Source organism: Streptomyces sp. NPDC096105, assembly GCF_044763335.1.
Lineage (GTDB): Bacteria > Actinomycetota > Actinomycetes > Streptomycetales > Streptomycetaceae > Streptomyces.
Window position 1 is genome coordinate 318,253 of sequence record NZ_JBIWGC010000006.1, and the last position, 25,751, is coordinate 344,003.

A 25,751-nucleotide genomic window follows, 5' to 3' on the forward strand; every position below is an offset into this window, starting at 1 on the left:
TTGCTCCGTCATGGCCCGACCTGTTCGGCCTGTTCGGCCCGCAGCGAACGCGCGGGGCACGGGTCGTCCCCCGGGGCACAGGAGCACCGCGGGGGACGACTCGGAAGCGTGCCTACACGACGGGCGGCGGCCCGTCGAGCGGGCGGCCGAGGACGCCCGGGCGGCGCTGCCACGGGCGGGGGCCGGCGGGCGGGCGGTAGGCGACGCCGAGGGCGTCGAGGCGCCGGTAGTGCTCGGTCATCCGCCGCTCGAAGCCGGCGAAGTCCCGGTCGGCGGGGGCCGGGAGCTCGCTCCAGGCGACCTCGCACAGCGCGACGAGCCGGGGGAACGTCTGGTAGTCCACGCGCCCCTGGTCCTCCATCACCTCGGTCCACACGTTGGCCTGCGTGCCCAGCACCCGCGCCCGCTCCTCGGGCGTCAGCTCCGCCGGGACCGGTTCGAAGCGGTAGACGTCCTCCAGGGTGCGCACGTACCCGATCGGCACCGGCTCGTCGGGGCCCGCGTCCTGGCGGTGGTCCAGGTACACCTGCTGCTCGGGGCACATCACCACGTCGTGCCCGGCGCGGGCCGCGGCGACCCCGCCCGCACAGCCGCGCCAGGACGACACCGCGGCGCCCGGCGCGAGACCGCCCTGGAGGATCTCGTCCCAGCCGATGAGGCGCCGCCCGCGTTCGGCCAGCCAGCCGTCGAAGTGGCCGATGAACCAGGACTGCAGAGCCTCCTCGTCCGCGAGCCCGAGCGACGCGATCTGCCGCTGCGCGGTCCTCGACGCCCGCCACTGGTCCTTGACGCATTCGTCGCCGCCGATGTGCACGAACGACGAGAACGGCCCGGCGTCGGCGGGAAACAGCTCCAGGACTTCCTCCAGCACCCCTTCGTAGAAGCGCAGGGTGTCCTCGGTGGGGCTGAGGACGTTCGGATTGATGCCCCAGGTGTCCCAGACGGTCAGCGAGGAGGTGTCGACGACGTCGGAGTTCCCGAGTTCCGGATACGCGGCGATGGCGGCCTGCGAGTGCCCGGGGACGTCGATCTCGGGAACGACGCTGATATGCCGTTCGGCGGCGTGGGCGACGATCTCGCGGAGGTCGTCCTGGGTGTAGTGGCCGCCGTGCGGCCGGTCGTCCCAGAGCGGCGAGGCGCGGTGGCCGATTTTCGTGCGGGCGCGCCAGGATCCGATCTCGGTGAGCCGCGGATACCGCTTGATCTCGACGCGCCAGCCCTGGTCGTCCGTCAGGTGCAGGTGGAGGACGTTGAGTTTGTGCGCGGACATCAGGTCGAGATAACGGAGGACTCCTTCCTTGGGCATGAAGTGGCGTGCCACGTCGAGCATCAGCCCGCGCCAGCGGAAACGGGGCGCGTCCTCGACGGTCGCGTGCGGCACCGTCCACGCCCGGCCGCGGCGCACGGGCGCCCTGCGGAACGCGTCGGGGCCGAGGAGCTGCCGCAGCGTCTGCGCGCCGTGCAGGACGCCGGCCGCGTCACCGCCCTCGACGAGGACGCCCGTACGGTCGCTGACGAGCCGGTACGCCTCGGGGCCGAGGTCCGGGGCGAGGGCGAGACGGATGCCGTCGCCGGCCTCCGTGGGCTCCCTCGCCTCGCGCCAGGGCAGTCCGGTGGCGGCCCGCAGCACGGCCCCGAGCCACCGCCCCACGCCCTCCGTCCCGGCGCCGGCGTACAGCCCGGAACGCTCCGTCAGGCGCGTCTCCCCGTCGCCGGCGACGACGCCCCGGGGGGCCGGAATCAGTGAAGTCGGCATCACGTCAGTCCTTTACCGCGCCGCCCAGTCCGGAAACCAGACGCCGCTGTACGAGTACGAAGAAGACCAGCACCGGAATCGTCATCACGGTGGACGCCGCCATGACCCCGCCCCAGTCGGGGTCGTCGGGTTTGTAGAACACCAGCAGCGCCATCGGCAGGGTCGACTGGGAGATGTCGCTGATGATGAACGACTTGGCGAACAGGAAGTCGTTCCAGGCGGAGATGAACGAGAACACACTGGTGGCCACGAGGCCCGGCAGGACGAGCGGGAAAAGGATCTGCCAGAGGAAGCGCGCACGGCTCGCGCCGTCGATGTACGCGGCCTCCTCCAGCGCCTCCGGAACGCCCTTCACGAATCCCCTGAGCATCCAGATCGCGAAGGGCAGCGAGAAGGCGATGTGCGGCAGGATCAGCGACCACAGCGTGTTCAGCTGACCGAGATCCCGCATCACGAAGAACAGGGGGATCGTCAGCGCCTCCACGGGCACCATCTGGGCCACCAGGAACATGATCAGCAGGGTGGTCCGCAAACGGAACCGGAATCGCGTCACGGCGGTCGCGGCGAGAAACGCGATGAGCGCGGAAGCGATCACCACGGCGACCGCGACGACGACGCTGTTGAGGAAGTAACGGCCGAAATCCTGCTGCCCGAACACCCGCCGGAACGAGTCCAGCGTCGGCGCGAGCGTCCACGGCCGCGGCTCGCTCGACTCGATCTCCCCGGCCGGCTTGAAGGCGCTGAGCACCATCCAGTACAGCGGGAGGGCCACCACGGCGGCGATCACCAGGGCGGCCGCCTCGGCCGCCGTCCGGCCCGGGCGCCGGGCGAACCGGCGCGGAAGATTCACCCGGGGTTCCCCGTCCCGGCTCACGAGGCTCACAGTTCCTCCCCCTGGCGGCGCAGCAGCCGCAGGTACACCAGCGTCACGGCGAGCAGGATCAGCAGCATCACCACGCCGATCGCGGCGCCCAGGCTGTACTGCGAGGACGCGAACGCCTTCTGGTAGGCGTAGACGTTGAGCACCAGGTTCTGTCCCGCGATGCCCCCGCCGCCCGTCATGACGTAGATCTGCGTGAAGACCTTGAAGTCCCAGATGACCGACTGGATGGTGACGACGACCAGGATCGGGCGGAGCATCGGCGCGAGCACCGACCGCCAGATCCGCCACGAGGAGGCCCCGTCCAGCGCGGCCGCCTCCAGCACCTCGGCGGGCACCGCGCGGATGCCGGCGTAGACGGTGACCATCACGAACGGGAAGGAGCACCACACCACTTCGAGCAGCACCAGGAAGAACGCGCTGAACCGCCCGTACGTCCAGGAGTGGTCGCCGAGCCCCAGCACCCGGTTGACCGGGCCGAAGTCGGCGTCGAAGAGGAACAGCCACACCGTGGACCCGGTGATCGCCGGAGTGGCCCAGGCGCCCAGCGCGGCCAGCATCAGCGCCAGCCGCGGCACCGCCCGCACCCGCGTGAGCAGCACGGCGAGCGCGCACCCCACGGCCAGCGTGGAGACGACGCAGGCCGCCGCGAACAGCACGGTGGCCAGCAGCACCTCCCAGAACTGCGCGTCCCCGAACAGCTCGGCGTAGTTCCCGAACCCCTCGAAGGTGGTCGGCTCCCCGCCGCTGACCTGCGCCTGGGTGTAGTGGAAGACCGAGATGAGCCCGAGCTGGTAGATCGGGTAGGCGAGCAGCCCGCCGAGGACCACGAGAGCCGGGGCGAGATACAGCCAGGGGGTGCCCGGACGCCCCGCTCGGGGGCGCGGGGAACTGCGCGGGGAGCCCCCGCGCACCGGAGCCCGCCGACGCTCCAGAACCCCCGGGCCCGTGGACACGGTCATCCGGCCGACCCGAACGCGTCGTTCATCTTCTTCGCCGCGTCGGCGGACGCGGTCGCCACGTCCTTCTTGCCGGACACGATCTCCTGGAACATCGTCGGCAGCACCTGTCCCGCGTCGATCTGCGCCCACGCCGGCGACGCCGGCACGAACTTGGTGCCGGCGGCCAGCGTCGCGACGAACGGCTTCACGAAGGCCTCCTTCGCGGCCACCTGCTGCCGGACGTCGGAGAAGGTCGGCAGGAAGCCCATCGCGTCGAACAGCTCGCCCTGCGCCTCCTTGGACGCGAGCCGCTTCATCAGGTCGACGGCGAGGGTGCGGTGCGTGGTGGACTTCAGCACGCCCAGGTTGTTGCCGCCCGCGAACGCGGGCGCGATCGACCCGGCCTCCACGCCCGGCAGCGGGACGACGGCGTACTCGCCCTTGACCTCGCCGGCCTCCACGGCGGCGTGGCTGAAGTCGCCGCCGATCGCCATGGCCGCCTTGCCCGCGGCGAAGGCGGTGATGGTGTCGTTGCCGGTCATCCCGGCGCACTTGGCGGCCGGGCAGTTGTCGTCGCCGAACAGCGAGGTGTACGCCTCGATGCCCTTGCGCGCGGCGGCGCTGTCGACGGCGGAGGCGTACGACCCTCCCTTGCCGGTGGCCAGTTCGCCGCCGTGGGCCCAGAGGAAGGGCATCGCGCCGTAGGTGTAGGCGCCGCCGACGGCGAGGCCGTACAGGTCGGGGCGGGCGGCGCGGATCTCCTTGGCGGTGGAGATCAGCTCGGCCTGGGTCCTCGGGACGTCCAGGCCGAGTTCCTCGAAGACGTCGGTGCGGTAGTAGAGCGCGCGGACGCCGACGAAGTAGGGGACGCCGTAGACCTTTCCGCCGACGGTGACGGACTGGCGGGCGGTGGGGTCGGTGTCCTTGGCCTCGTCCCAGGCGCCGAAGTCCTCGGTGACGTCGGCGAGTCCGCCGTCCTTCACATAGCCGGCGGTGTCGGTGTTGCCGTACTCGATGAGGTCGGGGGCGGACGCGGGGTCGTTGAAGGCGGCCTTGATGCGCTGGGCACGGGTCTCGACGGGGATGTACTCGACGGTGACCTCGGCGCCCTCGTGCTCCTTCTCGAACGCGGCGAGGACAGAGTCGACGACCTGTTCCTTGGGTTCGTTGTTGACCTCCTGGAAGAGCCAGACGCGCAGGGTGCCGGTCTTCTCGTCCTTGTCGGAGGAGGACGTGCCCGAGGTCTGGGGGGCGCAGGCGGCGGTGGCGAGGACGGCCGCGACGGCGACCATGCGAACGGACAGCTTCATGGAGTGTTCCTCCGAGCGCGTTGCAGCATACGCAATAGCGGTTTCGCTGTGCACAACACACCGGAGGCTAAGGACTGGGTGAGCCACGCCACAAGGGGTCTCCACCACTCTGTGACCGGCCGACGCGCCCTGCGCAACGGGCAAGCAGCACAAAGGCCCCCGCGGGCACGCAAAGCGCACCCCGGGGGCCTGGGAGGACTCGGACCGGCGTCAGCGGGGGAGGGGGACTACTTGTCGCCCTTGCCCTTGTCGTCGCCGCCGTCACCCATGGACTCGTAGATCTCCTTGCACATGGGGCACACCGGGTACTTCTTCGGGTCGCGGCCGGGCACCCACACCTTGCCGCACAGCGCCACGACGGGAGTGCCGTCGAGGGCGCTCGCCATGATCTTGTCCTTCTGGACGTAGTGGGCGAAGCGCTCGTGGTCACCGTCGCCGTGGGAGGTCTGCGGCGTCGGCTCGACGAGGGTCCCCGTACCAGTCCCGCGCTCGGGCTCAAGAGTGCTCATAACCGCCAAGGGTACTGAAGGCCGCCCGGCTCAGTTGAGCGAAGGGTCGTCCGGATACGTGGCGACCATCGCCAGTTCGCTGCGCTGCCGGCGCAGCACCTCGCGCCAGAGCCGCTCGGGCGACGGACAGGACACGTCACCCGGCTCCGACTCGACCACGTACCAGGCGCCGTCGGCCAGCTCGTCCTCCAGCTGGCCGGGGCCCCAGCCCGCGTACCCGGCGAAGATCCGCAGCGAGCCGAGGACGGAGGCGAGCAGCTCCGGCGGGGCCTCCAGGTCGACCAGGCCGATCGCGCCGTGCACCCGGCGCCAGCCCAGCGGCGGGTCCTCCCCCGCCGCCCCGCCCGGGACGACGGCCACGCCGAGGGCGGAGTCCAGCGACACCGGGCCGCCCTGGAACACCACGCCGGGTTCGCCGGCCAGGTCCGCCCAGCCCTCCAGGATGTCGCCCACGTCCACCGGGGTCGGCCGGTTGAGGACGACACCGAGGGAGCCCTCCTCGTCGTGGTCGAGGAGGAGCACCACCGCACGGTCGAAATTCGGGTCCGCCAGAGCGGGAGTGGCCACGAGCAGCCGCCCTGTGAGCGAGGACACCTCGGTCATGCCAGACATGATCCCGCATCTTCCCGTCGCGCGGGGAGGCAATCCGGGTGACGGAGTGAACACGGCCGCCGCGCGCGAGACCTTCCTGGTCGGGCGTCGTCCGGCCGGGGCGAGGAGGTGCGGACGGGCGGGCCGGGGGCGCGCCCGGCGCGCGACGGTTCCCGGTGACCCCGCGTGTCCGCCGTCGAACGGTTCGTGTTGTGACAGACCCATGACGTCCCCGGGGCCTCCTCAGGCATGCGGAAGGGGGGCGGAGGGCGACTACCCTTTCCCTTCTGGCCCCTGCCCCACTCCACGGAACGCGAGATCCATGACCGTCAACGACGTCGACGACGTACTGCTTGTCCACGGCGGAACCCCGCTGGAGGGCGAGATCCGGGTCCGCGGTGCGAAGAACCTCGTACCGAAGGCCATGGTCGCCGCGCTGCTGGGCAGCGCACCGAGCCGACTGCGCAACGTTCCGGACATCCGTGACGTCCGGGTCGTCCGGGGTCTGCTGCAGCTGCACGGCGTGACGGTCCGTCCGGGCGAGGAACCCGGCGAGCTGGTGCTCGACCCCACGTACGTGGAGAGCGCCAACGTCGCTGACATCGATGCCCACGCCGGTTCCTCGCGGATCCCGATCCTGTTCTGCGGGCCGTTGCTGCACCGGCTCGGGCACGCGTTCATCCCGGGCCTCGGCGGCTGCGACATCGGCGGACGCCCCATCGACTTCCACTTCGACGTGCTGCGGCAGTTCGGCGCGACGATCGAGAAGCGGGCGGACGGCCAGTACCTGGAGGCCCCGCAGCGGCTGCGCGGCACCAAGATCCGGCTGCCGTACCCGTCCGTCGGCGCCACCGAGCAGGTGCTGCTCACGGCGGTCCTCGCGGAGGGCGTCACCGAGCTGTCCAACGCGGCGGTGGAGCCGGAGATCGAGGACCTGATCTGCGTCCTGCAGAAGATGGGCGCCATCATCGCGATGGACACCGACCGGACGATCCGCATCACCGGTGTGGACCGGCTCGGCGGCTACACCCACCGCGCCCTGCCGGACCGCCTGGAGGCCGCCTCCTGGGCGTCCGCGGCGCTCGCCACCGAGGGCGACATCTACGTCCACGGCGCCCAGCAGCGCTCGATGATGACGTTCCTCAACACCTACCGGAAGGTCGGCGGCGCCTTCGAGATCGACGACGAGGGCATCCGTTTCTGGCACCCCGGCGGGCAGTTGAAGTCCATCGCGCTGGAGACGGACGTGCACCCCGGCTTCCAGACCGACTGGCAGCAGCCGCTGGTGGTGGCGCTGACGCAGGCCACGGGCCTGTCCATCATCCACGAGACGGTCTACGAGTCCCGTCTGGGCTTCACGTCCGCGCTGAACCAGATGGGCGCCCACATCCAGCTCTACCGCGAGTGCCTGGGCGGTTCCGACTGCCGCTTCGGCCAGCGCAACTTCCTGCACTCGGCGGTCGTCTCGGGCCCGACGAAGCTCCAGGGCGCGGACCTCGTCATCCCCGACCTGCGCGGCGGCTTCTCGTACCTGATCGCGGCCCTCGCCGCCCAGGGCACGTCCCGCGTCCACGGCATCGGCCTGATCAACCGCGGCTACGAGAACTTCATGGAGAAGCTCTCCGCGCTCGGCGCCAAGGTGGAACTGCCGGGCAAGGCCCTCGGCTGACCACGGCCACGAACGCCGATGGGGCGGTCACCCGGAAAGGGTGACCGCCCCATCGGCGTTCACTGCGGCGCCCCTCGAAGGGGCGCGGGCCGCACCTGCCGCGCGGCTGCCACCGCGCGGGCGCGACGAGCCACGACGGACCCGCGCCCGCTCAGGACCGCTCAGCCGGACGGCGTCGCAGCGCGCGGGCGCGCGGGCGCCTTACTTGCCCTTGGCCGCTTCCTTGAGCTTCGAGCCCGCCGAGACCTTCACGCTGTACCCGGCGGGGATCTGGATCGGCTCACCGGTCTGCGGGTTGCGCGCGGTGCGCGCAGCGCGGTGGGTGCGCTCGAAGGTCAGGAAGCCGGGGATGGTGACCTTCTCGTCGCCCTTGGAGACGATGTCGCCGACGACGTCGGCGAACGCGGCCAGCACGGCGTCGGCGTCCTTGCGGGTCACCTCGGCGCGGTCGGCCAGCGCGGCCACCAGCTCACTGCGGTTCATGTTGTTACTCCCGTGTTCTTCTTGCCGTTGAGGCGTGCCACGCGGCGGAGCCGCATGTCGGGCACGGCGAAAGCCGATGCTGCCAGGTTCCTCGGTGAGTCCCCGGACCCGGGTCCTTCGTCGGACCCTCGCGCCCAGGGACGCATCCTGCCTCTACCTGCGGCGGTAATGCCAATCCGGCACCCGCAGGAGTCGTGAGAACACCCGAGGGAGTCACACGAAGAGCGTCACGGCCTCCGCACGGTGACGCTCCGTCCGCTTCCGGCAGCGGACAGCAGGCGGCCGGAGCCCGGGTCCGGCCGCCACCCTAGGGGGCGGCCGGGAGTACGGGTTCCGCGACGCGCCGGTTCAAACCGCCCGTGGTGATCCTCACAACGCCCGGACCGTCGCGGGTGTCACGCGCCGGCGGCCTTCGCGGCGTCCCGGACGGCGTCGGCCACCGCGCCCGCGACCTTCTCGTTGAAGACGCTGGGGATGATGTAGTTCGGGTTCAGCTCGTCCTCGGTGACCACGTCGGCCAGGGCCTGGGCCGCGGCCAGCATCATCTCGGTGTTGACGGTGCGGGACTGGGCGTCCAGCAGGCCGCGGAAGACGCCCGGGAACACCAGCACGTTGTTGATCTGGTTGGGGAAGTCGGAGCGGCCGGTGGCCACGACGGCCGCCGTCTGACGGGCGATCGCCGGGTCCACCTCGGGGTCGGGGTTCGCGAGCGCGAACACGATCGCGCCCTCGGCCATCGCGGAGACGTCCTCGGCGCCGAGCACGTTGGGGGCGGAGACGCCGATGAAGACGTCCGCGCCGTGCACGGCCTCCTTCAGCGTGCCGGTGAGGTTCTCCGGGTTGGTGTGGTCGGCGATCCAGCACAGGGCGGAGCCGGGGGCGGCGCCGACCAGGTCCTCGCGGCCGGCGTGCACCACGCCGTGGATGTCGGCCACCACGGCGTTCTTCACGCCGGCGGCGAGCAGCAGCTTGAGGATGGCGGTGCCGGCCGCGCCGGCGCCGGACATGACGACCCGGATGCTCTCGATGGACTTGCCGGTGACCCGCAGGGCGTTGGTCAGGGCGGCGAGCACCACGATCGCGGTGCCGTGCTGGTCGTCGTGGAAGACGGGGATGTCGAGGGCCTCGCGCAGCCGGGCCTCGATCTCGAAGCAGCGGGGCGCGGAGATGTCCTCGAGGTTGATGCCGGCGAAGCCGGGGGCGATCGCCTTGACGATCTCCACGATCGCGTCGGTGTCCTGGGTGTCCAGGCACAGCGGCCAGGCGTCGATGCCGGCGAACCGCTTGAACAGGGCGGCCTTGCCCTCCATCACCGGCAGCGCGGCCTTCGGGCCGATGTTGCCCAGGCCCAGCACGGCGGAGCCGTCCGTCACGACCGCAACGGAGTTGCGCTTGATGGTGAGGCGGCGGGCGTCCTCGGGGTTCTCGGCGATCGCCATGCAGACCCGGGCCACACCGGGCGTGTAGACCATGGACAGGTCGTCACGGGTGCGGATGGGGTGCTTCGACGCCATCTCGATCTTGCCGCCGAGGTGCATCAGGAACGTGCGGTCGGAGACCTTGCCGAGGGTGACGCCCTCGATGGCGCGGAGCTGCTCGACGATCTCGTCGGCGTGGGCGGTGGACGCGGCCGCGATCGTGACGTCGATCCGGAGCCTCTCGTGGCCCGACGCCGTCACGTCGAGGCCGGTCACCAAGCCTCCGTGGGACTCGACGGCCCCGGTGAGCTGGGACACCGCAGTTCCTCCCGCGGGCACCTCCAGCCGGATGGTCATCGAGTAGGAGACGCTGGGCGCCGTTGCCATGGCCGACTTCCTCTGCTTTTCAACCGTGTCGCGAATCGTGCCGTCCGATCGTCGCACCTACCGCTGGGTACGTGGTAGCCGCCTCGGATTGCGAACGTTTTGTTCACCGCGCCGTGCCATCAGTCGGAAAACCTATTCCACGATACGAGAAGCATGGAAGGGTCGAAAGAGGCCCACGTCACATCTCGTGACGTGGGCCTCTCACACGTTCATGACACCGACCCGCCATGCTCGCCTCGCGGCAAGTGGTCGCTCGAAGCGACTAAGGTTGGGCCCGGGGGCTTGGATCGGGCCGGTGCCACATCCAGGCTAACAAACGGATCGCGCGGGGCCATTCCCGCGCCCGGGGATATTTCCCGCATCCCCGGCCCCACCGGTCCCGCGGGATCGCCGCGGGACCGTCCGCTCAGTCCCGCAGCAGGTCGGGGACCCCGTCGGCGTCCGGCTGGTCGCGCTCCGCGGACACCACGGTGAGCTGCTGCGTGGCGCGCGTCAGGGCGACGTACAGCACCCGCAGGCCGGCCGGGGACTCGTCGGCGATCTCCGCGGGGGAGACGACGACCGTCGCGTCGTACTCCAGGCCCTTGGCCTCCAGGCTGCCGAGCGCCACCACCCGGTCGCCGAGCCCGTCGAACCAGCTCCGCGCCTCCTCGCGCCGCCGCATGGCGACGACCACGCCGACCGTGCCGTCCACCCGCTCCAGCAGCCGGGCGGCCTCGGCGCGCACGGTGTCGCCCAGCGCCTCCCCGGCCACGGCGAAGCGCGGCTCGACGCCCGTGGAGCGCACCGCGCGCGGCGCCTCGGCGCCCGGCATGGCGAGGGCGAGGACCTTCGCCGCCAGCTCGGCGATCTCGGCCGGGTTGCGGTAGTTCACGGTCAGCTCGAAGCGGCGGCCACGGGAAGGGGCACCCGAAGGGCCTCCCCCGGCGGGGCGGTGGCGGGAGGCGGGCGGGCGGGCGCCGAGGGCCTCGTCACGGGCCTGGGCGGCCTCGTCCGGGTCGGACCAGGAGGACTGGGCCGGGTCGCCGACGATCGTCCAGGTGGCGTGCCGGCCGCGGCGGCCGACCATGCGCCACTGCATCGGGGTGAGGTCCTGCGCCTCGTCGACGATGACGTGGGCGTACTCGACGCGCTCCTGGGCGAGCCGCTCGGCCCGCTCGCGCTGGGTCTCCTCGCGCACCGGCATCAGCTCCTCCAGGCCGGTGAGCTGGTCCAGCGGGTCGATCTCGCGCTTCTTGCGGGGCCGGGCGGGGGCGCCCAGGATCGCCTGGAGCTCGTCCAGCAGCGCGATGTCGTGCACGGAGCGCCCGTCCCGCTGGAAGGCGCGCGCCAGTCTGCGCACCTCCCCCGGGTTCAGGACGCGCCGGGCCCAGCGGCCGAGGCGCCGCTCGTCGGCCATGGCGTCGAGGACGGCGGCGGGGGTCAGTTCGGGCCACCAGGCGTCGAGGAAGGCGGTGAAGTCGTCCTCGGAGGTGATGTCCTCGTCGAAGGAGGCGCGCAGCTCGGCGGCGAGTTCGGGGTCGGTGTGCCGGGCCCCGGCACCGGAGCGCTCCCACAGGGCGTCCAGCAGCAGCTTGCGGGCGCGGGGACGCAGCAGGTTGACCGGGGCGGTGCCGCCGAGGGCGGTACGGCGGATGCCCGCCAGTTCCTCCGCCTCCAGCTCCAGGCGCCGGCCGAAGGCGACGACCCGCAGCCGCTGCGGCGCGTCGTTCAGCTCCAGGGCGCCGCGCGCGGCCTTCCGCACCACCTTGAGCATGCGGTACGAGCCCTTGACGCGGGCCACGGCCGGGGAGTCGTACAGCGTGGCCTCGGCGCCGTCCACGAGGGAGCCGATGGCGCGGACGGCGACCTGGCCCTCCTCGCCGAGGGACGGCAGGACGCCCTCGGTGTAGGCGACCAGCAGCGGGGTCGGGGAGACGATGAGGATGCCGCCCGCGTACCGGCGCCGGTTCTGGTAGAGCAGGTAGGCGGCGCGGTGCAGGGCGACGGCGGTCTTGCCGGTGCCGGGGCCGCCCTCGACGTAGGTCACGGAGGCGGCGGGGGCGCGGATCACCAGGTCCTGCTCGGCCTGGATGGACGCCACGATGTCCCGCATCGTGTGGGTACGGGCCTGGCCGAGCGCGGCCATCAGGGCGCCGTCGCCGATCACGGCCAGCTCGCGGCCGTCGAGGGAGGCCGTCAGCTCGGGGCGCATCAGGTCGTCCTCGACGCTGCGCACCCGGCGCCCCTGGGAGCGGATCACCCGGCGCCGCACGACCCGGCCGGGGTCGACCGGGGTGGAGCGGTAGAAGGGGGCCGCGGCGGGCGCCCGCCAGTCGATGACCAGCGGGGCGTAGTCCTCGTCGAGGACGCCTATGCGGCCGATGTGCAGGGTCTCGGCGATGTCGGCGGTGTTGTCGGGGCGGACGGCGCCCTCGGCGGGCTCGACGGTGGTGTACGCGCCGTCGGGGCCCCTCTCGCCGTCCTTGCCGGTCAGCAGGTCGATCCGTCCGAAGACGAAGTCCTCGTACTCGCCGTGCAGCCGGTTGAGGTGGACGCCGGCCCGGAAGACCTGGGCGTCCCGTTCGGCGAGGGCGCCGGGCGTGCCGACCTGGCCGCGCCGGGCGGCGTCGCGCATGAGGAACTCGGCCTCGGAGATCTTCTCCTCGAGGCGCCGGTACACCCGGTCCAGGTGTTCCTGTTCCACACGGATCTCCCGGTCCCGAACGGAGTCGTGAACCGGGTCGACCGCGGTTTCCTGTTGAGCCTGAGCGGCCACCGGGCCCCCTTCTGACGTGCTGGGCAGCCGTCAACCGTACGCGAAGGGAGCCTGTCGCGGCTACGCGTCGACCTCCACGAGCGTCTTGCCGTCGAAGGTCGCGATCTCGAAGTGGTCGATCTCGTTGCGCTCGAAGGCGGCGCCGCCCTGGACGTACAGCGGCTGCTTGCCCTTGTCGGTCGTGGCGTCGGGCAGTCCGTAGCCCTCGCCGGTGACCGCCCAGGAGTTCACCGTCTCGCGCTCGCCGTTCTTGCCGACGGCGATGAGCGAGCACTTCTGTTCGCCCTTGACGTTCTTCAGCTCGGTGACGATCTCGGTGCCCCAGAGCTTGTCCTCCAGGGCCACGGTGGCGGTCACCCCGGTGACGGGGTCGGTCGCCGTGATCTTCTCGGAGCTCTTGTCGAAGGCGTCCTTGGCGGGGTTGGCCGCGAGGGTGCGGCCGGCGCCGCCCCCGCCGCCGCTGCCGCCCCCGTCCCCGCCGCTCGCCGCGACGGCCACGAACGGGCCGCTGACGATCAGCGCGCCGGCCGCGGCCACCATGTAGAAGTTGCGGCGGCGCTTGCGCGCCCGGCGCTCGGCCACCTCGTCGACGAGCCTCTCCACCACGCGCGGCGACGGCTTCGCGGACAGCGACTCGCCGATCGCGGGCGATCCGGCGGCGTCGGGCAGGTCCGCGAGCGCGGCCAGCATCGGTTCCATCCCGGCGAGTTCGTCGAGCTGCTGGGCGCACCATTCGCAGGTCGCCAGATGGGCCTCGAACGCGCTGGCTTCGGCGTCGTCGAGGATGCCGAGGGCGTAGGCACCGACGGTCTCGTGCTCGTTCGGCACCGGTGATCCCTCCATGGCACCTGACATACCCGTCCCGCCCGTGCCGAATCCCTGGTTTCCCCCGTACCCACTCATCACGCCGTCACCCCCCGCTCCTCCAGAGCCAGCTTCATCGACCGCAGGGCGTAGAACACCCGGGAGCGTACGGTGCCGCTCGGTATGCCGAGTGTCTGGGCCGCCTCATTGACGGTACGCCCCTTGAAGTACGTCTCGACGAGGACCTCCCGGTGCGCCGGGGTCAGGTCGTCGAGTGCGTCCGACAGCGTCATCAGCCACAGCGCCTTGTCGATCTCGTCCTCCGCGGGGATGACCTCCAGCGGCGACGGATCGACCTCCTGCGGCCGGGCCTGCCGGCTGCGGTGGCCGTCGATGACGATGCGCCGGGCGACCGTCACCAGCCAGGGGCGTACCGAACCGGTCGCCCGATTGAGCTGACCGGCGTTCTTCCAGGCACGGATGAGCGTTTCCTGGACGACGTCCTCGGCGCGCTGCCGGTCTCCGGCGACCAGCCTGAGGACGTAGGCCAACAGGGGTCCCGCGTGCTCGCGGTACAGCGCACGCATCAACTCCTCGTCAGGTTCCGAGGGCGGTGAGGACATGCGATGTCGGGCCCTCGTTCCGCGTTCATTGGCCACGGCCGCATCCTTGCGCACGCCCACCTCCGGTGTCCGGGCGATCCCCCAGTCGGTCGCTCGCCCACCGGTACGCACGGGGGCCGTGGGGCGTTCAAAGAGAGACGGCAGTTTTCTCGGGGACGTCACGGCGACCGGGACATGCGCGCACATTCCCCCCGCTTCCTCACCACATCTCCGGCACACGGTGAGCGGGGAGGCGCCGGCGGGCGACCACGCGGGTCCAACGGGGGCGTGACGGTCGTCACTTGGCCGGTGCCCGGCGTCCTCGGTGCGCGAACACCGCGAAGCGGACGGGACGTTCCGGTGCGGACCGGCGGCGCCGGCCTCAGGCGCGCGTGAGGGCCGCGGTGCGGCGGCGGTGCCGGGCCACGCGCTCGCGGTTGCCGCACACCTCGCTGGAGCACCAGCGGCGCCGCCGTCCCCGGGAGGTGTCGACGTACACGATGGGGCAGTTGTCGCCCTCGCACTGGCGCAGGCCCGCCCGGGCGGCCGGGTCGGTGAGCAGGTCCACCGCGTCCCGCGCCACCGCGCCGAGCAGCGCGTCGCGGCCGGGCGGGCCGGCGAGCCGGCGCACCAGCGTCCCGTCCGCGCCGGGGACCGCGCGGGGCGCCGGCGGTGCGGAGCGGGCGAGTTCGTTGACCCGGGCGAGCGCGGGGCCGTAGGAGCGGGAGCCGGGCTTGCGCACCAACGGGACCAGGCACGCGCGCAGTTCGCGGAAGGCGGTCAGCCAGGACGGGCCGGCGTGGGCGAGCGGGGTGCCCTCGGGGACGAGTCCGGCGCCGGTGATCCAGGCGCGCAGCGCGTCGACGGAGGCCAGCCGCTCGCCTGGATGAGTGGTCGCGAGCAGGTCCAGGCAGACCCGCCCGGTGTCGAACCTCAGCTCGTAGGACGCCGTGACCGTACCCAGTGCCATGTCCTGCCACCGCCTAGGTGGGCCCCCGCGCGCGTGGGGGGGGCCGTGCGCGAACCGGGAAACCGTTCCGTCTCCACAGTGCCCGCCCGTCCCCGCCCCCGGAACCCCTCCCGCCGCGTGCTTTCCGTCCAGCCCGCCCGCAGGGAGGGGGCGAACGGGGTGGAGGTCCGCGCGTTCCCGGACACGGCGGCTTCGACGACCGGCCGGCCGGGCGCCGCACCCGCTGCGAGGAGGTGGGGTGAAGGTGGCGAGGAAGGTGGCGGGATCGCGTCGGTCACCGACGGCGAACCGGTCGACGAGCGCGCTCAGCCCGCCCCGTCGTACTTGGCGTCGGCCGCCGGGTCGAGGGCCAGGCGGTAGCCGCGTTTGACGACCGTCTGGATCAGCTTGGGGGCGCCCAGGGCCGTGCGCAGGCGGGCCATCGCGGTCTCCACCGCGTGTTCGTCGCGGCCCTCGCCCGGCAGGGCGCGCAGCAGCTCCGCGCGGGAGACGACCCAGCCGGGCCGGCGGGACAGCGCCCGCAGCAGGGACATCCCGGCGGGCGGTACGGGCCGCAGCGCGCCGTCGACCAGCACCGCGTGCCCCCGGATCTCCACCCGGTGCCCGGCGACGGGCAACGCGCGGGCACGCGCGGGGAGTTCGCGGCAGAGGAGCTGGACCAGCGGGCCGAGCCGGAAGCGTTCGGGCTGCACGGTGCCGACGCCCTTCGCCTGGAGCGGCAGGGCGGTGACCGGGCCGACGCAGGCGGGCAGCACGTCGTGGCCGAGCGCGGCCAGCAGGTCGTCGAGCAGGCCCCGCTCCTCGGCGCGGGACAGCAGCGAGGCGGCGGCGGGCGCGCTGGTGAAGGTGACCGCGTCCAGGGTGCGGGCGACGACCGCGTCGACCAGGCGGTCCACCGGCCCGAGGTCCTCCGGCGGCAGCCACCGGTAGACCGGCACGCCCACCACCTCCGCTCCCCCGGCGCGCAGCGCCTCCACGAACCCGGGCAGCGGCTCGCCGTGCAGCTGGACGGCGACGCGCAGCCCGTCGACGCCCTCCTCGAGCAGCCGGTCCAGCACCTCGGCCATCGACTCCGAGGCCGGCGACCACTCCTCGGTCAGTCCGGCCGCCCGGATCGCGCCCTTCACCTTGGGCCCGCGCGCCAGGATCCGCACCTCGCGCAGCCGCTCCAACAGGTCCTCGCCGAGCCCCCAGCCGTCGGCGGCCTCCACCCAGCCGCGGAACCCGATGGCGGTGGTGGCGACCGCGAGGTCCGGGGCCCGCCCGATGATCTCCTTGGTGGCGGTCAGCAGTTCGCTGTCGTCGGAGAGCGGCACGATCCGCAGGGCCGGGGCGTGCAGCACCGCCGCACCGCGCCGCTCCAGCAGCGCGCCCAGCTCGTCGGCACGGCGCGCCGCGGTCACGCCCACGGTGAAGCCCGCGAGGGGGCCGTGCTCCGGTGACTGCTCTCGTTCGTCGTCCATCACTCTCGTCCCGGCTCGAGTCGGCGTACTGCATGAAGGTGCGGCTCCACCTTCATGCCGATCGAGCCTGTCAACGATCCGTGACAGGCTCGGTTCGGCTTCATGTCACCAGTGTTACGTCACCCGCCGTCACACCTCGGCGTAGCTGAGCTGCGCCTTCTCCTCCGCGGCGGAGGTGGCGCCGGCCGGGCGGGCGGCGGGCCGGCGAAGGTATACCGCCCAGGTGACCGCGAAACAGACCGCGTAGCAGGCGAGGAACGCCATGAACGCGCCGGTGCCGGAGCCGTGGGAGAGGAAGGACTGGCGGAAGGCGAGGTTGATGCCGACGCCGCCGAGCGCGCCCACCGCGCCGATCAGGCCCATGGACGCCCCGGACAGCCGCCGCCCGTACGCGGCCGCCGCCTCGCCCTGGAGGCCCAGGGCCTGCGCCTTGGCCTGGAAGATGCCGGGGATCATCTTGTACGTCGAGCCGTTGCCGAGACCGGTCAGCACGAACAGCCCCACGAAAGCGACGGTGAACAGCGCGAGCGACTGTTCCGTCGAGGCGGCGATCAGCACCGCGGTGGCCGCGCCCATGGCGACGAAGTTCCACAGCGTGATGCGCGCGCCGCCGTAGCGGTCGGCGAGCCGGCCGCCCACCGGCCGGATCAGCGAGCCCAGCAGCGGCCCGACGAAGGTGACGTACGCGGCCTCCAGCGGGGTGCGGTCGAACTGGTTCTGCAGCACCTGCCCGAAGGCGAAGCTGTAGCCGATGAACGAGCCGAAGGTGCCGATGTAGAGGAAGGACATGATCCAGGTGTGCGGGTCGCGCGCGGCGTCCTTGGCGGCGCCTGTGTCGTTCCTCACCGAGGCCAGGTTGTCCATGTAGAGGGCCGCGAGCAGGGCGGCGAGGACGATCAGCGGGATGTAGAGGCCGAGCAGCACCCGCGGTCCCCCGCTCGCGCCGATGATCGCGAGGGCGACGAGCTGGATGACGGGGACGCCGATGTTGCCCCCGCCCGCGTTCAGGCCGAGCGCCCAGCCCTTCTCCCGCAGCGGGAAGAAGGCGTTGATGTTGGTCATGGAGGACGCGAAGTTGCCGCCGCCGATGCCGGCCAGCAGGCCGACCAGCAGGAACGTGGAGAAGGAGGTGCCCGGCTCCATCACCGCGAACGCGGCGACGGTCGGCACGAGCAGCAGCCCCGCGGAGACGATCGTCCAGTTCCGCCCGCCGAACACCGCGACGGCGAAGGTGTACGGGACCCGGACGACGGCGCCGACCAGCGTGACCATCGAGGTCAGGAGGAACTTGTCGGCGGGGGTCAGCCCGTACTCGGGGCCCATGAAGAGCACCAGGACGGACCACATGGTCCAGACGGAGAAGCCGATGTGCTCGGACAGGACGGAGAAGAGGAGATTGCGGCGGGCGATCCGCTCTCCGGTGTGGTTCCAGAAGGTCTCGTCCTCCGGGTCCCACTGCTGGATCCAACGGCCGCTGCGGGCTGTCATGGGGCCTCCACTGCTCTCCGGGGCGCGGCGGTGCCGCGAGGGCTGGTCCCGAAGGTAGGGAGGGGGCGTTTCCGGTCTGTGGCACGCGGTGACCGGCAGGGAACGTTGCTCTCACCCCGGGCGGGGGCGGGGTGAGAGGAATCCGTCACCGGTCACCGGGGACGCGGTGAGGGGTCAGTGCTGCTGCGGGGCACCGTAGGGGCCGGGCTGCCCGTAGGGGCCGGGCGCCTGCTGGGGCGGGACGCCGTACGGACCGGGCTGACCGTAGACGGGCGGCTGCTGGGCGTACGGGCCGGGCTGCTGCTGCGGGAACGGCCGGCCGTACGCCGGGGGCTGCTGGGCGTAGCCCGGGGCGGGCTGCTGCTGCGGGGCCGGGGCGCCCTGGGCCTGCGCCCCGTACGGGCCGTAGGGGCCGCTCCCGAAGGGGTTGCCGTACCCCGGCGTCTGACCGCCCGGCGGCAGGTAGCGCACCCGGCCCGTCTCGTCCGTCACCGGTACGAAGCCGGCTGCCCGGAGCCGCGCCGCGAACTTGGCGTTGCGCTTGCGGGTGACGAGGAACCCGATGCCCAGGACGACCATGAGGATCAGCCAGATCACGGCCGCGATGACGAAGTCGTCCGAGGTGCCGCCGAGCCGGTAGGCGATGATCACGCTGCCGATGGAGACGCCGAGGGCGCCGTAGCCCATCCGCTTCTCGGCGCTCTTGCCGGTGAGGTCGAAGTTGATGCGCGCCTTGAGCAGTTCGACGGCGTCCGGCACGAGCGGCGGCAGGGAGACGCCGTCGTGTGCGTTCGGGTACTGGGCCCGGTTCTGCGCGGCGCGGGCCTGCGCCTGCGGGCTGGGGTCGGGCACGATCAGCATCGTGAGCTTGCCGTTGTTCCCCCCGCCGCCCTGCCGGACGTCGGCGTACTCGTAGCCGAACTGCTGGGCGACGAAAGCGAGCCGGGCGAGTTTCTTCACGGATGCCATGGGGCTGGTGAGCTGCACCGGCTCCCCGCTCGCCATCAACCGCAGCATCTTCTGCGTCTGCCGCTTGCTCATACGCCCCGCGCCCCCCCCCCTGGCCCACCGTTCACTTCAGCAACAGGGGCAGTGTGGCACGGCCGCCCACCTCGAACCAGAGCAGCTTCCCCGCTCCCCGCCCCAGCGCACCGTCACCGAGGGCCCGCCCTCCCCAGGAGTCGGCGTACTCCTGCACGAGCCGCAGTCCGCGCCCGGACCCGGTGTCGAGCGGAGCGAGCGGGGCGGAATCGTCACCGGCCCCGCCGAACGGTGCGGGGACGTACGGGTCGCTGTCCCCCCCCCGGCCCGCAGCCGGCCGTCGCCCAGCCCCGTGAGCCTGGGGGGAGGCGGGCCCTTCGGTGTGCAGGCAGGCGTCGGTGACCAGCTCCGGGGACGGCGACCCGACGACGTCAAGGGCGTCCTGCCTGCCGTGGCCGCGCGGTGCGGCCCGCACCGTCATGCGTGCGACGCGTACGGCGCGAGGGTACGGATGACCGCCGGGTGAGCCGCCGGCGTCGCGGGTGAACGGGTGAGGGCCGTCGGACGTGTCGTCCGACGGCCCTCCGCTCCTCGGCGCCTCCGCCCGTGAGGCTCAGCCCCGGCGTGCCCCGGCCCGCGGGCGGGAGCTCTTGCTCCCGTTCGGCCAGAGCCTCGGGCGGCGCTTCGCCGCGAGGTCCTCGACCCAGCCGGTCGCGAGCACCATCAGGCCGATGAGCGGCCAGATGAACGTGAACGTCCAGAGCTCGTAGGTGCTGTTGAGGGCCTCCACCCCGCGCTCGTTCTGCATGAACGGGAGCTTGTACAGCAGGTCGACGAGCGGGAAGGTGAGCGCGATCAGCAGGTTGTGCCAGAGGTAGATGGTGACCGCCCGGTTGTTGGACAGGGTCACCATCCGGTCCCAGCCGGCGAGCCGTCCCGGCAGTTCCCGCCACGACGGCGAGTACTGGAGCAGGATCACCACGAACCCGAACGACCAGGTGGCCTGGGCCAGCGGGATGTCGTTGAGGTTCCACCCCGAGTCGCCGAGGTGGCCCGAGGCCCACCACAGGCCGAATGCCATCACCAGGGAGGCGCAGGACACGGTGATGTAGCGCGGGACCCGCTTGAGCATGCCGTCCTGGTGGGCGAAGCCCAGCACCCAGCAGGAGCCGTAGACCGCGAAGTCGGTGACCGCGTTGCCGGTCTCGCCGGGGATGGTGACCAGCCCGGTGCCGACGACGGCCGTCAGGCCGAGCGGGGCGAGCAGCGTCGGCCAGGGCGCCCGGCGGAACGCCCACAGCAGCAGCGGGGAGGCGAGCACGAACCACAGGTAGGCGCGCAGGTACCACAGCGGCCCCACCGCGTCGGTCGCCCAGGTGGCGCCCAGCGGCCCGAGGTCCGCGGCCTCGAACGGGTAGGGCGGGGCGCCGATCGGGACCAGGTAGTTGAACAGCTTGACCAGGCCCCAGAGCCCGCCGCCCTGGCCGGGGTCCTTGCCCGGGTTCCAGCCGCTGACGAACAGCAGCGTCAGCACGATGGCGCCGAAGATCCACAAGGGGGGCAGCAGACGGCGGAGCCGTCCGCGGATCACGCTCCACGCGGGCCGCTTCAGCGACCTGGCCATCAGCGAGCCGGCGAGCGCGAACATCACGCCCATCGACGGGAACAGCACCGTCAGCCAGGCCCACCCGAAGAGGTGGAAGACGACGACGCGGACCAGGGCGATGGAGCGCAGCAGGTCCAGGTACCGGTCCCGGCCCGGCTTCTCGCGGGCCGGCGCCTCGGCGGGTTCCGGAGCCGGTTCCGGAACCGGCTCCGTGGTGTGCTGCCGGGGGAACGGGTACGGCGGCTGCGGGGCCACGCCCGTGTGTCCGCCGTAGGGGGTCGGGTACGGGCCGGCCGGTCCCGGGACCGGGCCGGCGCCGGACGGGTGTCCGTGGGTCATGCCACCGGCCTCCGGTCGTCGTGGTACGCCTGGCCGCTCGGCACGGTCCCGTTCACGGGCGCTCCGACCACACCGGTGCGGCGCAGCTTCTGCCAGCGCAGCCGGCCGCCGGTGAGCGCGGTGATCCAGGACTGGAGCAGCACGACGTACATGAGCTGGCGGTAGAGGATCTGCTGCAGCGGCAGCGAGATCAGGTGGGTCATGCGTTCCTTGTCCAGGCGGAACGCGTACGCGGCGCAGACCGCCTGGATGGCCAGCACGCCCAGCCACGCGAGGATGGTCTGCTGGGTCGGTCCGAAGACCAGGCCGTACAGCAGGAAGACGTCGATCAGCGGGGCCAGCAGCGGGGCCACGATCATGAACAGCGAGACGAAGGGCAGGCCCACGCGGCCGAAGCGGCCGGAGGGGCCCTTCTCGACGAGGGCGCGGCGGTGCTTCCAGATGGCCTGCATCGTGCCGTACGACCAGCGGTAGCGCTGCGACCAGAGCTGCTGCACGGTCTCCGGGGCCTCGGTCCAGGCGCGGGCGTTCTCCGCGTAGACCACGCGCCAGCCCGCGCGGTGCAGCGCCATGGTGACGTCGGTGTCCTCGGCGAGCGTGTCGTCGCTCATGCCGCCGATGGGCTCCAGCGCCGACTTCCGGAAGGCGCCGACGGCGCCCGGGATGGTCGGCATGCAGCGCAGGATGTCGTACATCCGGCGGTCCAGGTTGAAGCCCATCACGTACTCGATGTGCTGCCAGGCGCCGATGAGGCTGTCCTTGTTGCCGACCTTCGCGTTGCCGGCGACGGCGCCGACCTTCGGGTCGCCGAAGGGCTGGACGAGTTCACGGACGGTGGACGGCTCGAAGACCGTGTCGCCGTCCATCATCACGACGATGTCGTACCGGGCGTTGGCCAGGCCCCGGTTGAGGGCGGCGGGCTTGCCCGCGTTGAGCTGGCGGATGACCCGGACGTTGGGCAGGCCCATCGACTCGACGATGCGGGCGGTGCCGTCGGTGGACCCGTCGTCGATGACCAGCACCTCGATCGGGTGGTCGCTGGCCATCAGGGAGGTGACGGTGTTCTCGATGCACTTGGCCTCGTTGTACGCCGGGACGAGCACCGTGACCGGCTCGGTGACCGGCGGGCCCCAGCGGAAGTTCTTGCCGCGCACCCGGCGGGCGTGGGCGCCGGACAGCAGCAGCATCAGCACGAAGCGGGCGATGACCAGGGTGCCGATGATCGCCAGGCCGACCACCAGCACGTCGGTGATCTTCTCGGAGGCCTGCACCAGGAAGATCCAGGCCTTGCCCTTCCAGAGCTCGGGTCCGGTGACCGCGCTGTGCGCGCTGGGCGCGTCCAGGGCCTCGGTCAGGTTGTCGAACTCGTAGCCCTTCTCCTTCAGGTCGGGCAGGAACCTGTCGAGCGCGGCCACGGTCTGGCTGCGGTCGCCGCCGGAGTCGTGCATGAGGACGATGGCGCCCTCGCCGTTCTCCGGGGTGGCGCGGCGGATGATCTCGTCGACGCCGGGCCGCTTCCAGTCCTCGCTGTCGGTGTTGTTGACGACGGTGAGGTAGCCGCGGCTGCCGATGTACTCGGTGACCGGCCACGACTCGTTGTCCATGGCGGCGGAGTAGGAGGAGTACGGCGGACGGAACAGCGAGGTGCGGATGCCGGCCGCGCCGGTGATGGCGAGCTGGTTCTGCGACAGCTCCCAGTCGATGCGCTCCCTGGACTGCAGCGACAGGTCGGGGTGGTTGAAGGTGTGCAGGCCGATCTCGTGGCCCTCGTCGACCATGCGCTGGACGAGGTCCGGGTAGCGGGAGGCCATGGTGCCGGTGACGAAGAAGACGGCGTGCGCGTCGTGCTTCTTCAGCACGTCGAGCACCCTCGGCGTCCAGGTGGGGTCCGGGCCGTCGTCGAAGGTGAGCACCAGGCGGCCGTCCGGCACGCTGAGGGTGGTGGCCTCGCCCGTGCGGACGTCTATCACCGGGCCGCCCTCGAGTATCTCCTTCGGCACCTCGGTGGTGGGCGCCGGGTTCTGCACCCGGTGGTCGGCGAGGATCTCGCTGTGCACGTAGCCGCGCAGCATCAGCATGGCGGCGAGGGCGACCAGGACCAGCAGCGGGAGCAGCAGGCGCAGCGGTACGCGACGGCGCAGTGCGCCGCGCCGGTCCGGGCGGGGCGCCCGGCGGCGGTGGGACGGGGATGCCATCAGAGGACGTTCTCCGGGGACGGTGCGGCGATGGGGGCGGAGTCCGCGCCCGCGGCGGGTTCGGCGGCGACCGGGCGGCCGGCGGACGGAGCGGAAAGGCTGTCGGTGCCGCCGGCCTCGCCGCCGTCGCCGACGGGGTCGGACGTCTCGGGCTGCGGGACGTCGTCCTCGGTCGTCGGCGTGGAGGGCTGGGTGCTGGCGCCTCCGCCGGCCGGGGGCGTCTCGGCGGCGGGGCCGCCGCCCGCGTCGGTGCCGCCGGTGCCCGGCTGGGAGCTGGCGCGGCCGGTCGGCGTGGTCGCCGGGGTGCCGCCGTCGGGCTGCTCCACGGTGCCGCCGGTGTCGCCCGCCGCGGGCGCGGAGGCGCCGGGTCCGGGCAGGTCGGCGGCGTCCGGGACGGTCGGCACGGCGCCCGGGTCGAGGCCGGCGCCGGAGCTGGGGGCGGGGTCGGTCGCGGAGGGCCGGGGCGTGGTCTCCACCTGCTCGGCCGGCTTGTCCTCCTGGCCCGGGACGGGCATCCAGGGGGCGGCGGAGTTGCCGGACAGCAGGGTGGCGACCATGACGACGGCGTAGCCCACGCAGGCGAGGCCGACGGCCAGGCCGATGCGGCGGTAGAGCCGGTTGCGGCGGCCCGACTCGTCGACGAACACGGGGGCCGCCTCGGGCGCCGCGCCCGCTCCGGGCGTACGGCTCAGCACGCCGCCGGCGCCTATCTGCACGGCGTCGAGCTGGACCGTCACCTCGTGCGGGTCGTGGGTGGCCTCACCGGTGCCGCCGGATTCCTCCTGCCAGGGGTCGCGTACGGCGGTGCCGGTGTCTCCGGGGACCGCGGCGTCCGCGACCGGGACCCGGGCCGTGGCGCCGGCGTCCGCCGTCCCGGCGGCCGGGGCCGCCGGGCGGGGGACGCGCAGGGCGGTGGTGCGCTCGGAGTCGTAGGCCTCGTCGGCGACCCGGCGCCCCGCGGGCGGTTTCCCGAAGGCGTCGAAGCGGTCCCGGCCGCCGGACCCGACAGGGCCGCCGGACGGGCCGGGCCGGGCGGGCGGCTCCGCGCGTCCGCCCACCTCGGGCAGCACCTGCGTACGGTCCTCGCTGCCGGGCCGGGCGGGCGGGACCGTGCGGCCGGACGCGTCGGGCAGGACCTGGGTCCTGTCGTCGGTCCCGGACGAGGGCAGCACCTGCGTCCGGTCGTCGTCGCCGTTCCCGGACGGGAACGCGCCAAGACGCGCCCAGCGTTCGTCCAGGGAACCGGAACCGGCGCGGAGGCTCTCCGCGCCGTCTCTCACGCCGGGTCCGACGGGTCGGTCCGCCAGGGGCATCACCCGTGTCTCACGGGCGGCCTCGTCCCCTTCCACGGACCTCCGGGAAGTGCCGCCCGACTGCGGCCGCCCCGGTTGGGCGTCTTCTCGCCACTTCTTCACGCGCTCGCACTTCCCCCCAACGGAGTCTTCGGCGCGCGTACGACCCGAGCACCCGTCGGCGGACCGGGCCCCCACCCGCTCCGAGCGCCCCGTTTATCACACCGTGCTCGGGCATCGAATGTAGCGCACGCGGAGGTCGCGTGTTTGCGGGGCGACCTTTTGTATCAGCAGCGAGACATTGGGTGCGCTCCCATGACGGCGGCGTCGGCCTCCGGGAGCCAGGAGTCCACGGGGCGCCGCAGCCAGCCCCGCCCGGCGGCGAGCTCGGCCGCCGAACCGCGCAGTTCGGTCAGAGCGGGATGCATCATGCCCTTCCGCCACACAAGCGACACGGGCGAGAGGGGCACCGGCGCCACCAGGGGCCGCGACACCGTTCCGGGGAGTGGCGGAAAACCGACCACGGCGAGGACCGGGTGCCCGGTCCTCGCCATCACTCGCTGGAACTCCTCCTCCCCCACCGTCAGCGGCGCGGGCGGCGCGAGCGTGATCCCCCGGCCCTCGAACAGCCGCCGCGCCAGGTCCGTCCACTCCTCCGTGCGGTCGTTGCCCGCCCCGGCGTACACGGTCACGCCCGCCAGCGCGGCCAGCGGCACCTCGGGCAGCGCGGCCAGCGCGTGGCCCTCGGGCAGCACCACCGCCATCGGCTCGTACCGCACCGGCTGCTGGTCCAGCCCGGCCCGCACCGCCGGCGCGAGCCCCGCGAACCGGCCGAACGACGCGTCCAGCCGCCCCGCGAGCAGCTCCCCCGCCGCCCAGGTCAGCCCGCTCTCGTAGCGGGCCATCAGCTCGTGCCCCGGGGCCCGCTCACGCGCCCGGCGCAGCACCTCGCGATGGGTCTCGAGGCCCGGGGAGTTGAGGTCCACGAGCAGCGGGCGGCTCCGTCCGGCGGCGGCGAGCAGGTCGTCCTGCGCCTGGAGCGCCGCGCGGGCGTACGGCAGCAGGCGCTCGCCGTCGGCGGTGAGCGTGACCTGGCGGGTGCTGCGCACGAACAGCTCGCAGCCCAGCTCCCGCTCCAGGCGCCGCACGTCCCGGCTGAGCGCCTGCTGGGCGACGTGGAGACGCGCGGCGGCGCGGGTGAAGTGCAGTTCCTCGGCGACGGTGACGAAGGCGCGCAGCAGACGGGGGTCGACGTGGGCGGGGGCGGACATCCCGCGAACCTACAACACAGGTGCGTCAATGGGGCCGG

General features: G+C 72.7%; 21 protein-coding genes. 1 reads left to right on the top strand and 20 read right to left on the bottom strand.

Going from position 1 to position 25,751, the window contains the following annotated elements:
• Positions 1 to 112 precede the first annotated feature (112 nt).
• The 6 genes from ACIQ8B_RS13330 to ACIQ8B_RS13355 all read right to left on the bottom strand — a co-directional run bounded on the left by ACIQ8B_RS13330 (position 113) and on the right by ACIQ8B_RS13355 (position 5,999).
• Entirely contained in the window at positions 113 to 1,756 is a 1,644-nt protein-coding gene (locus ACIQ8B_RS13330) for a beta-N-acetylhexosaminidase (protein ID WP_403546749.1), read from the bottom strand.
• Between the two features lie 4 nt (positions 1,757 to 1,760).
• Positions 1,761 to 2,606, bottom strand: a complete 846-nt coding sequence (locus ACIQ8B_RS13335; RefSeq protein ID WP_106416390.1) for a carbohydrate ABC transporter permease — start codon at positions 2,604 to 2,606, stop codon at positions 1,761 to 1,763.
• A 29-nt stretch (positions 2,607 to 2,635) separates the two neighbouring features.
• Entirely contained in the window at positions 2,636 to 3,598 is a 963-nt protein-coding gene (locus ACIQ8B_RS13340) for a carbohydrate ABC transporter permease (RefSeq protein ID WP_290006995.1), read from the bottom strand.
• On the bottom strand, positions 3,595 to 4,887 hold the full coding sequence (locus ACIQ8B_RS13345) for an extracellular solute-binding protein (protein WP_403546750.1): 1,293 nt from the start codon (positions 4,885 to 4,887) through the stop codon (positions 3,595 to 3,597). The genes ACIQ8B_RS13340 and ACIQ8B_RS13345 overlap by 4 nt, the downstream gene beginning before the upstream one ends.
• A 227-nt stretch (positions 4,888 to 5,114) precedes the next feature.
• Positions 5,115 to 5,396 (bottom strand): DUF3039 domain-containing protein, encoded by a 282-nt coding sequence (locus ACIQ8B_RS13350; RefSeq protein ID WP_006134439.1) that lies wholly within the window; start codon positions 5,394 to 5,396, stop codon positions 5,115 to 5,117.
• Positions 5,397 to 5,426: 30 nt separating this feature from the next.
• The gene (locus tag ACIQ8B_RS13355; protein WP_198602545.1) at positions 5,427 to 5,999 is read right to left on the bottom strand and encodes a YqgE/AlgH family protein; all 573 of its coding nucleotides are present in this window, start codon (positions 5,997 to 5,999) and stop codon (positions 5,427 to 5,429) included.
• Between the two features lie 310 nt (positions 6,000 to 6,309).
• Between ACIQ8B_RS13355 and murA the strand changes: the two genes are divergently transcribed.
• Positions 6,310 to 7,656, top strand: a complete 1,347-nt coding sequence (gene murA, locus ACIQ8B_RS13360; RefSeq protein WP_106413986.1) for a UDP-N-acetylglucosamine 1-carboxyvinyltransferase — start codon at positions 6,310 to 6,312, stop codon at positions 7,654 to 7,656.
• A 201-nt stretch (positions 7,657 to 7,857) separates the two neighbouring features.
• On the opposite strand, the gene ACIQ8B_RS13365 is transcribed toward murA, so the two are convergent.
• The 14 genes from ACIQ8B_RS13365 to ACIQ8B_RS13430 form a co-directional block, all read right to left on the bottom strand.
• Positions 7,858 to 8,139, bottom strand: coding sequence for an HU family DNA-binding protein (locus ACIQ8B_RS13365; protein ID WP_003990598.1), 282 nt, complete (start codon positions 8,137 to 8,139; stop codon positions 7,858 to 7,860).
• A gap of 395 nt (positions 8,140 to 8,534) precedes the next feature.
• Positions 8,535 to 9,944 carry an NAD-dependent malic enzyme gene (locus ACIQ8B_RS13370; protein WP_290007013.1) on the bottom strand — a complete coding sequence of 470 codons (1,410 nt, stop codon included), beginning with the start codon at positions 9,942 to 9,944 and terminating at the stop codon, positions 8,535 to 8,537.
• Positions 9,945 to 10,350: 406 nt separating this feature from the next.
• The gene (locus tag ACIQ8B_RS13375) at positions 10,351 to 12,702 is read right to left on the bottom strand and encodes a HelD family protein (RefSeq protein WP_403546751.1); all 2,352 of its coding nucleotides are present in this window, start codon (positions 12,700 to 12,702) and stop codon (positions 10,351 to 10,353) included.
• 60 nt (positions 12,703 to 12,762) lie between these two features.
• A complete protein-coding gene (locus tag ACIQ8B_RS13380; protein ID WP_290007016.1) occupies positions 12,763 to 13,530 on the bottom strand; it encodes a zf-HC2 domain-containing protein in 768 nt (255 codons plus the stop codon).
• Between the two features lie 74 nt (positions 13,531 to 13,604).
• The gene (locus tag ACIQ8B_RS13385; protein WP_106413982.1) at positions 13,605 to 14,189 is read right to left on the bottom strand and encodes a sigma-70 family RNA polymerase sigma factor; all 585 of its coding nucleotides are present in this window, start codon (positions 14,187 to 14,189) and stop codon (positions 13,605 to 13,607) included.
• Positions 14,190 to 14,490: 301 nt separating this feature from the next.
• Positions 14,491 to 15,078 (bottom strand): CGNR zinc finger domain-containing protein, encoded by a 588-nt coding sequence (locus ACIQ8B_RS13390; protein ID WP_403546752.1) that lies wholly within the window; start codon positions 15,076 to 15,078, stop codon positions 14,491 to 14,493.
• A gap of 305 nt (positions 15,079 to 15,383) precedes the next feature.
• A complete protein-coding gene (locus ACIQ8B_RS13395; RefSeq protein WP_403546753.1) occupies positions 15,384 to 16,541 on the bottom strand; it encodes a uroporphyrinogen-III synthase in 1,158 nt (385 codons plus the stop codon).
• Between the two features lie 129 nt (positions 16,542 to 16,670).
• Positions 16,671 to 18,029 (bottom strand): nitrate/nitrite transporter, encoded by a 1,359-nt coding sequence (locus tag ACIQ8B_RS13400; protein WP_403546754.1) that lies wholly within the window; start codon positions 18,027 to 18,029, stop codon positions 16,671 to 16,673.
• 174 nt (positions 18,030 to 18,203) lie between these two features.
• Positions 18,204 to 19,070, bottom strand: a complete 867-nt coding sequence (locus tag ACIQ8B_RS13405) for a hypothetical protein (RefSeq protein WP_403546755.1) — start codon at positions 19,068 to 19,070, stop codon at positions 18,204 to 18,206.
• A gap of 31 nt (positions 19,071 to 19,101) precedes the next feature.
• Positions 19,102 to 19,491, bottom strand: coding sequence for an ATP-binding protein (locus ACIQ8B_RS13410; protein WP_403546756.1), 390 nt, complete (start codon positions 19,489 to 19,491; stop codon positions 19,102 to 19,104).
• A gap of 132 nt (positions 19,492 to 19,623) precedes the next feature.
• Positions 19,624 to 20,955 carry an acyltransferase gene (locus ACIQ8B_RS13415; RefSeq protein ID WP_290007029.1) on the bottom strand — a complete coding sequence of 444 codons (1,332 nt, stop codon included), beginning with the start codon at positions 20,953 to 20,955 and terminating at the stop codon, positions 19,624 to 19,626.
• Positions 20,952 to 23,150: a polysaccharide deacetylase family protein gene (locus tag ACIQ8B_RS13420; protein ID WP_403546757.1), complete on the bottom strand. Its 2,199-nt coding sequence runs from the start codon at positions 23,148 to 23,150 to the stop codon at positions 20,952 to 20,954. Before ACIQ8B_RS13420 ends, ACIQ8B_RS13415 begins: the two co-directional genes overlap by 4 nt.
• A complete protein-coding gene (locus tag ACIQ8B_RS13425) occupies positions 23,150 to 24,430 on the bottom strand; it encodes a hypothetical protein (RefSeq protein WP_403546758.1) in 1,281 nt (426 codons plus the stop codon). Before ACIQ8B_RS13425 ends, ACIQ8B_RS13420 begins: the two co-directional genes overlap by 1 nt.
• Positions 24,431 to 24,729: 299 nt before the next feature.
• Positions 24,730 to 25,713, bottom strand: coding sequence for a LysR family transcriptional regulator (locus ACIQ8B_RS13430; RefSeq protein ID WP_403546759.1), 984 nt, complete (start codon positions 25,711 to 25,713; stop codon positions 24,730 to 24,732).
• Positions 25,714 to 25,751 lie beyond the last annotated feature (38 nt).

What these genes read in the sequence shown, in the direction of transcription:
- ACIQ8B_RS13330 (WP_403546749.1), bottom strand. Translation starts at nt 1,756, where the DNA reads ATGCCGACTTCACTGATTCCGGCCCCCCGGGGCGTCGTCGCCGGCGAC.
- ACIQ8B_RS13340 (WP_290006995.1), bottom strand. Translation starts at nt 3,598, where the DNA reads ATGACCGTGTCCACGGGCCCGGGGGTTCTGGAGCGTCGGCGGGCTCCG.
- ACIQ8B_RS13345 (WP_403546750.1), bottom strand. Translation starts at nt 4,887, where the DNA reads ATGAAGCTGTCCGTTCGCATGGTCGCCGTCGCGGCCGTCCTCGCCACC.
- ACIQ8B_RS13350 (WP_006134439.1), bottom strand. Translation starts at nt 5,396, where the DNA reads ATGAGCACTCTTGAGCCCGAGCGCGGGACTGGTACGGGGACCCTCGTC.
- ACIQ8B_RS13355 (WP_198602545.1), bottom strand. Translation starts at nt 5,999, where the DNA reads ATGACCGAGGTGTCCTCGCTCACAGGGCGGCTGCTCGTGGCCACTCCC.
- murA (WP_106413986.1), top strand. Translation starts at nt 6,310, where the DNA reads ATGACCGTCAACGACGTCGACGACGTACTGCTTGTCCACGGCGGAACC.
- ACIQ8B_RS13365 (WP_003990598.1), bottom strand. Translation starts at nt 8,139, where the DNA reads ATGAACCGCAGTGAGCTGGTGGCCGCGCTGGCCGACCGCGCCGAGGTG.
- ACIQ8B_RS13370 (WP_290007013.1), bottom strand. Translation starts at nt 9,944, where the DNA reads ATGGCAACGGCGCCCAGCGTCTCCTACTCGATGACCATCCGGCTGGAG.
- ACIQ8B_RS13390 (WP_403546752.1), bottom strand. Translation starts at nt 15,078, where the DNA reads ATGGCACTGGGTACGGTCACGGCGTCCTACGAGCTGAGGTTCGACACC.
- ACIQ8B_RS13395 (WP_403546753.1), bottom strand. Translation starts at nt 16,541, where the DNA reads ATGGACGACGAACGAGAGCAGTCACCGGAGCACGGCCCCCTCGCGGGC.
- ACIQ8B_RS13400 (WP_403546754.1), bottom strand. Translation starts at nt 18,029, where the DNA reads ATGACAGCCCGCAGCGGCCGTTGGATCCAGCAGTGGGACCCGGAGGAC.
- ACIQ8B_RS13405 (WP_403546755.1), bottom strand. Translation starts at nt 19,070, where the DNA reads ATGAGCAAGCGGCAGACGCAGAAGATGCTGCGGTTGATGGCGAGCGGG.
- ACIQ8B_RS13410 (WP_403546756.1), bottom strand. Translation starts at nt 19,491, where the DNA reads ATGACGGTGCGGGCCGCACCGCGCGGCCACGGCAGGCAGGACGCCCTT.
- ACIQ8B_RS13415 (WP_290007029.1), bottom strand. Translation starts at nt 20,955, where the DNA reads ATGACCCACGGACACCCGTCCGGCGCCGGCCCGGTCCCGGGACCGGCC.
- ACIQ8B_RS13420 (WP_403546757.1), bottom strand. Translation starts at nt 23,150, where the DNA reads ATGGCATCCCCGTCCCACCGCCGCCGGGCGCCCCGCCCGGACCGGCGC.
- ACIQ8B_RS13430 (WP_403546759.1), bottom strand. Translation starts at nt 25,713, where the DNA reads ATGTCCGCCCCCGCCCACGTCGACCCCCGTCTGCTGCGCGCCTTCGTC.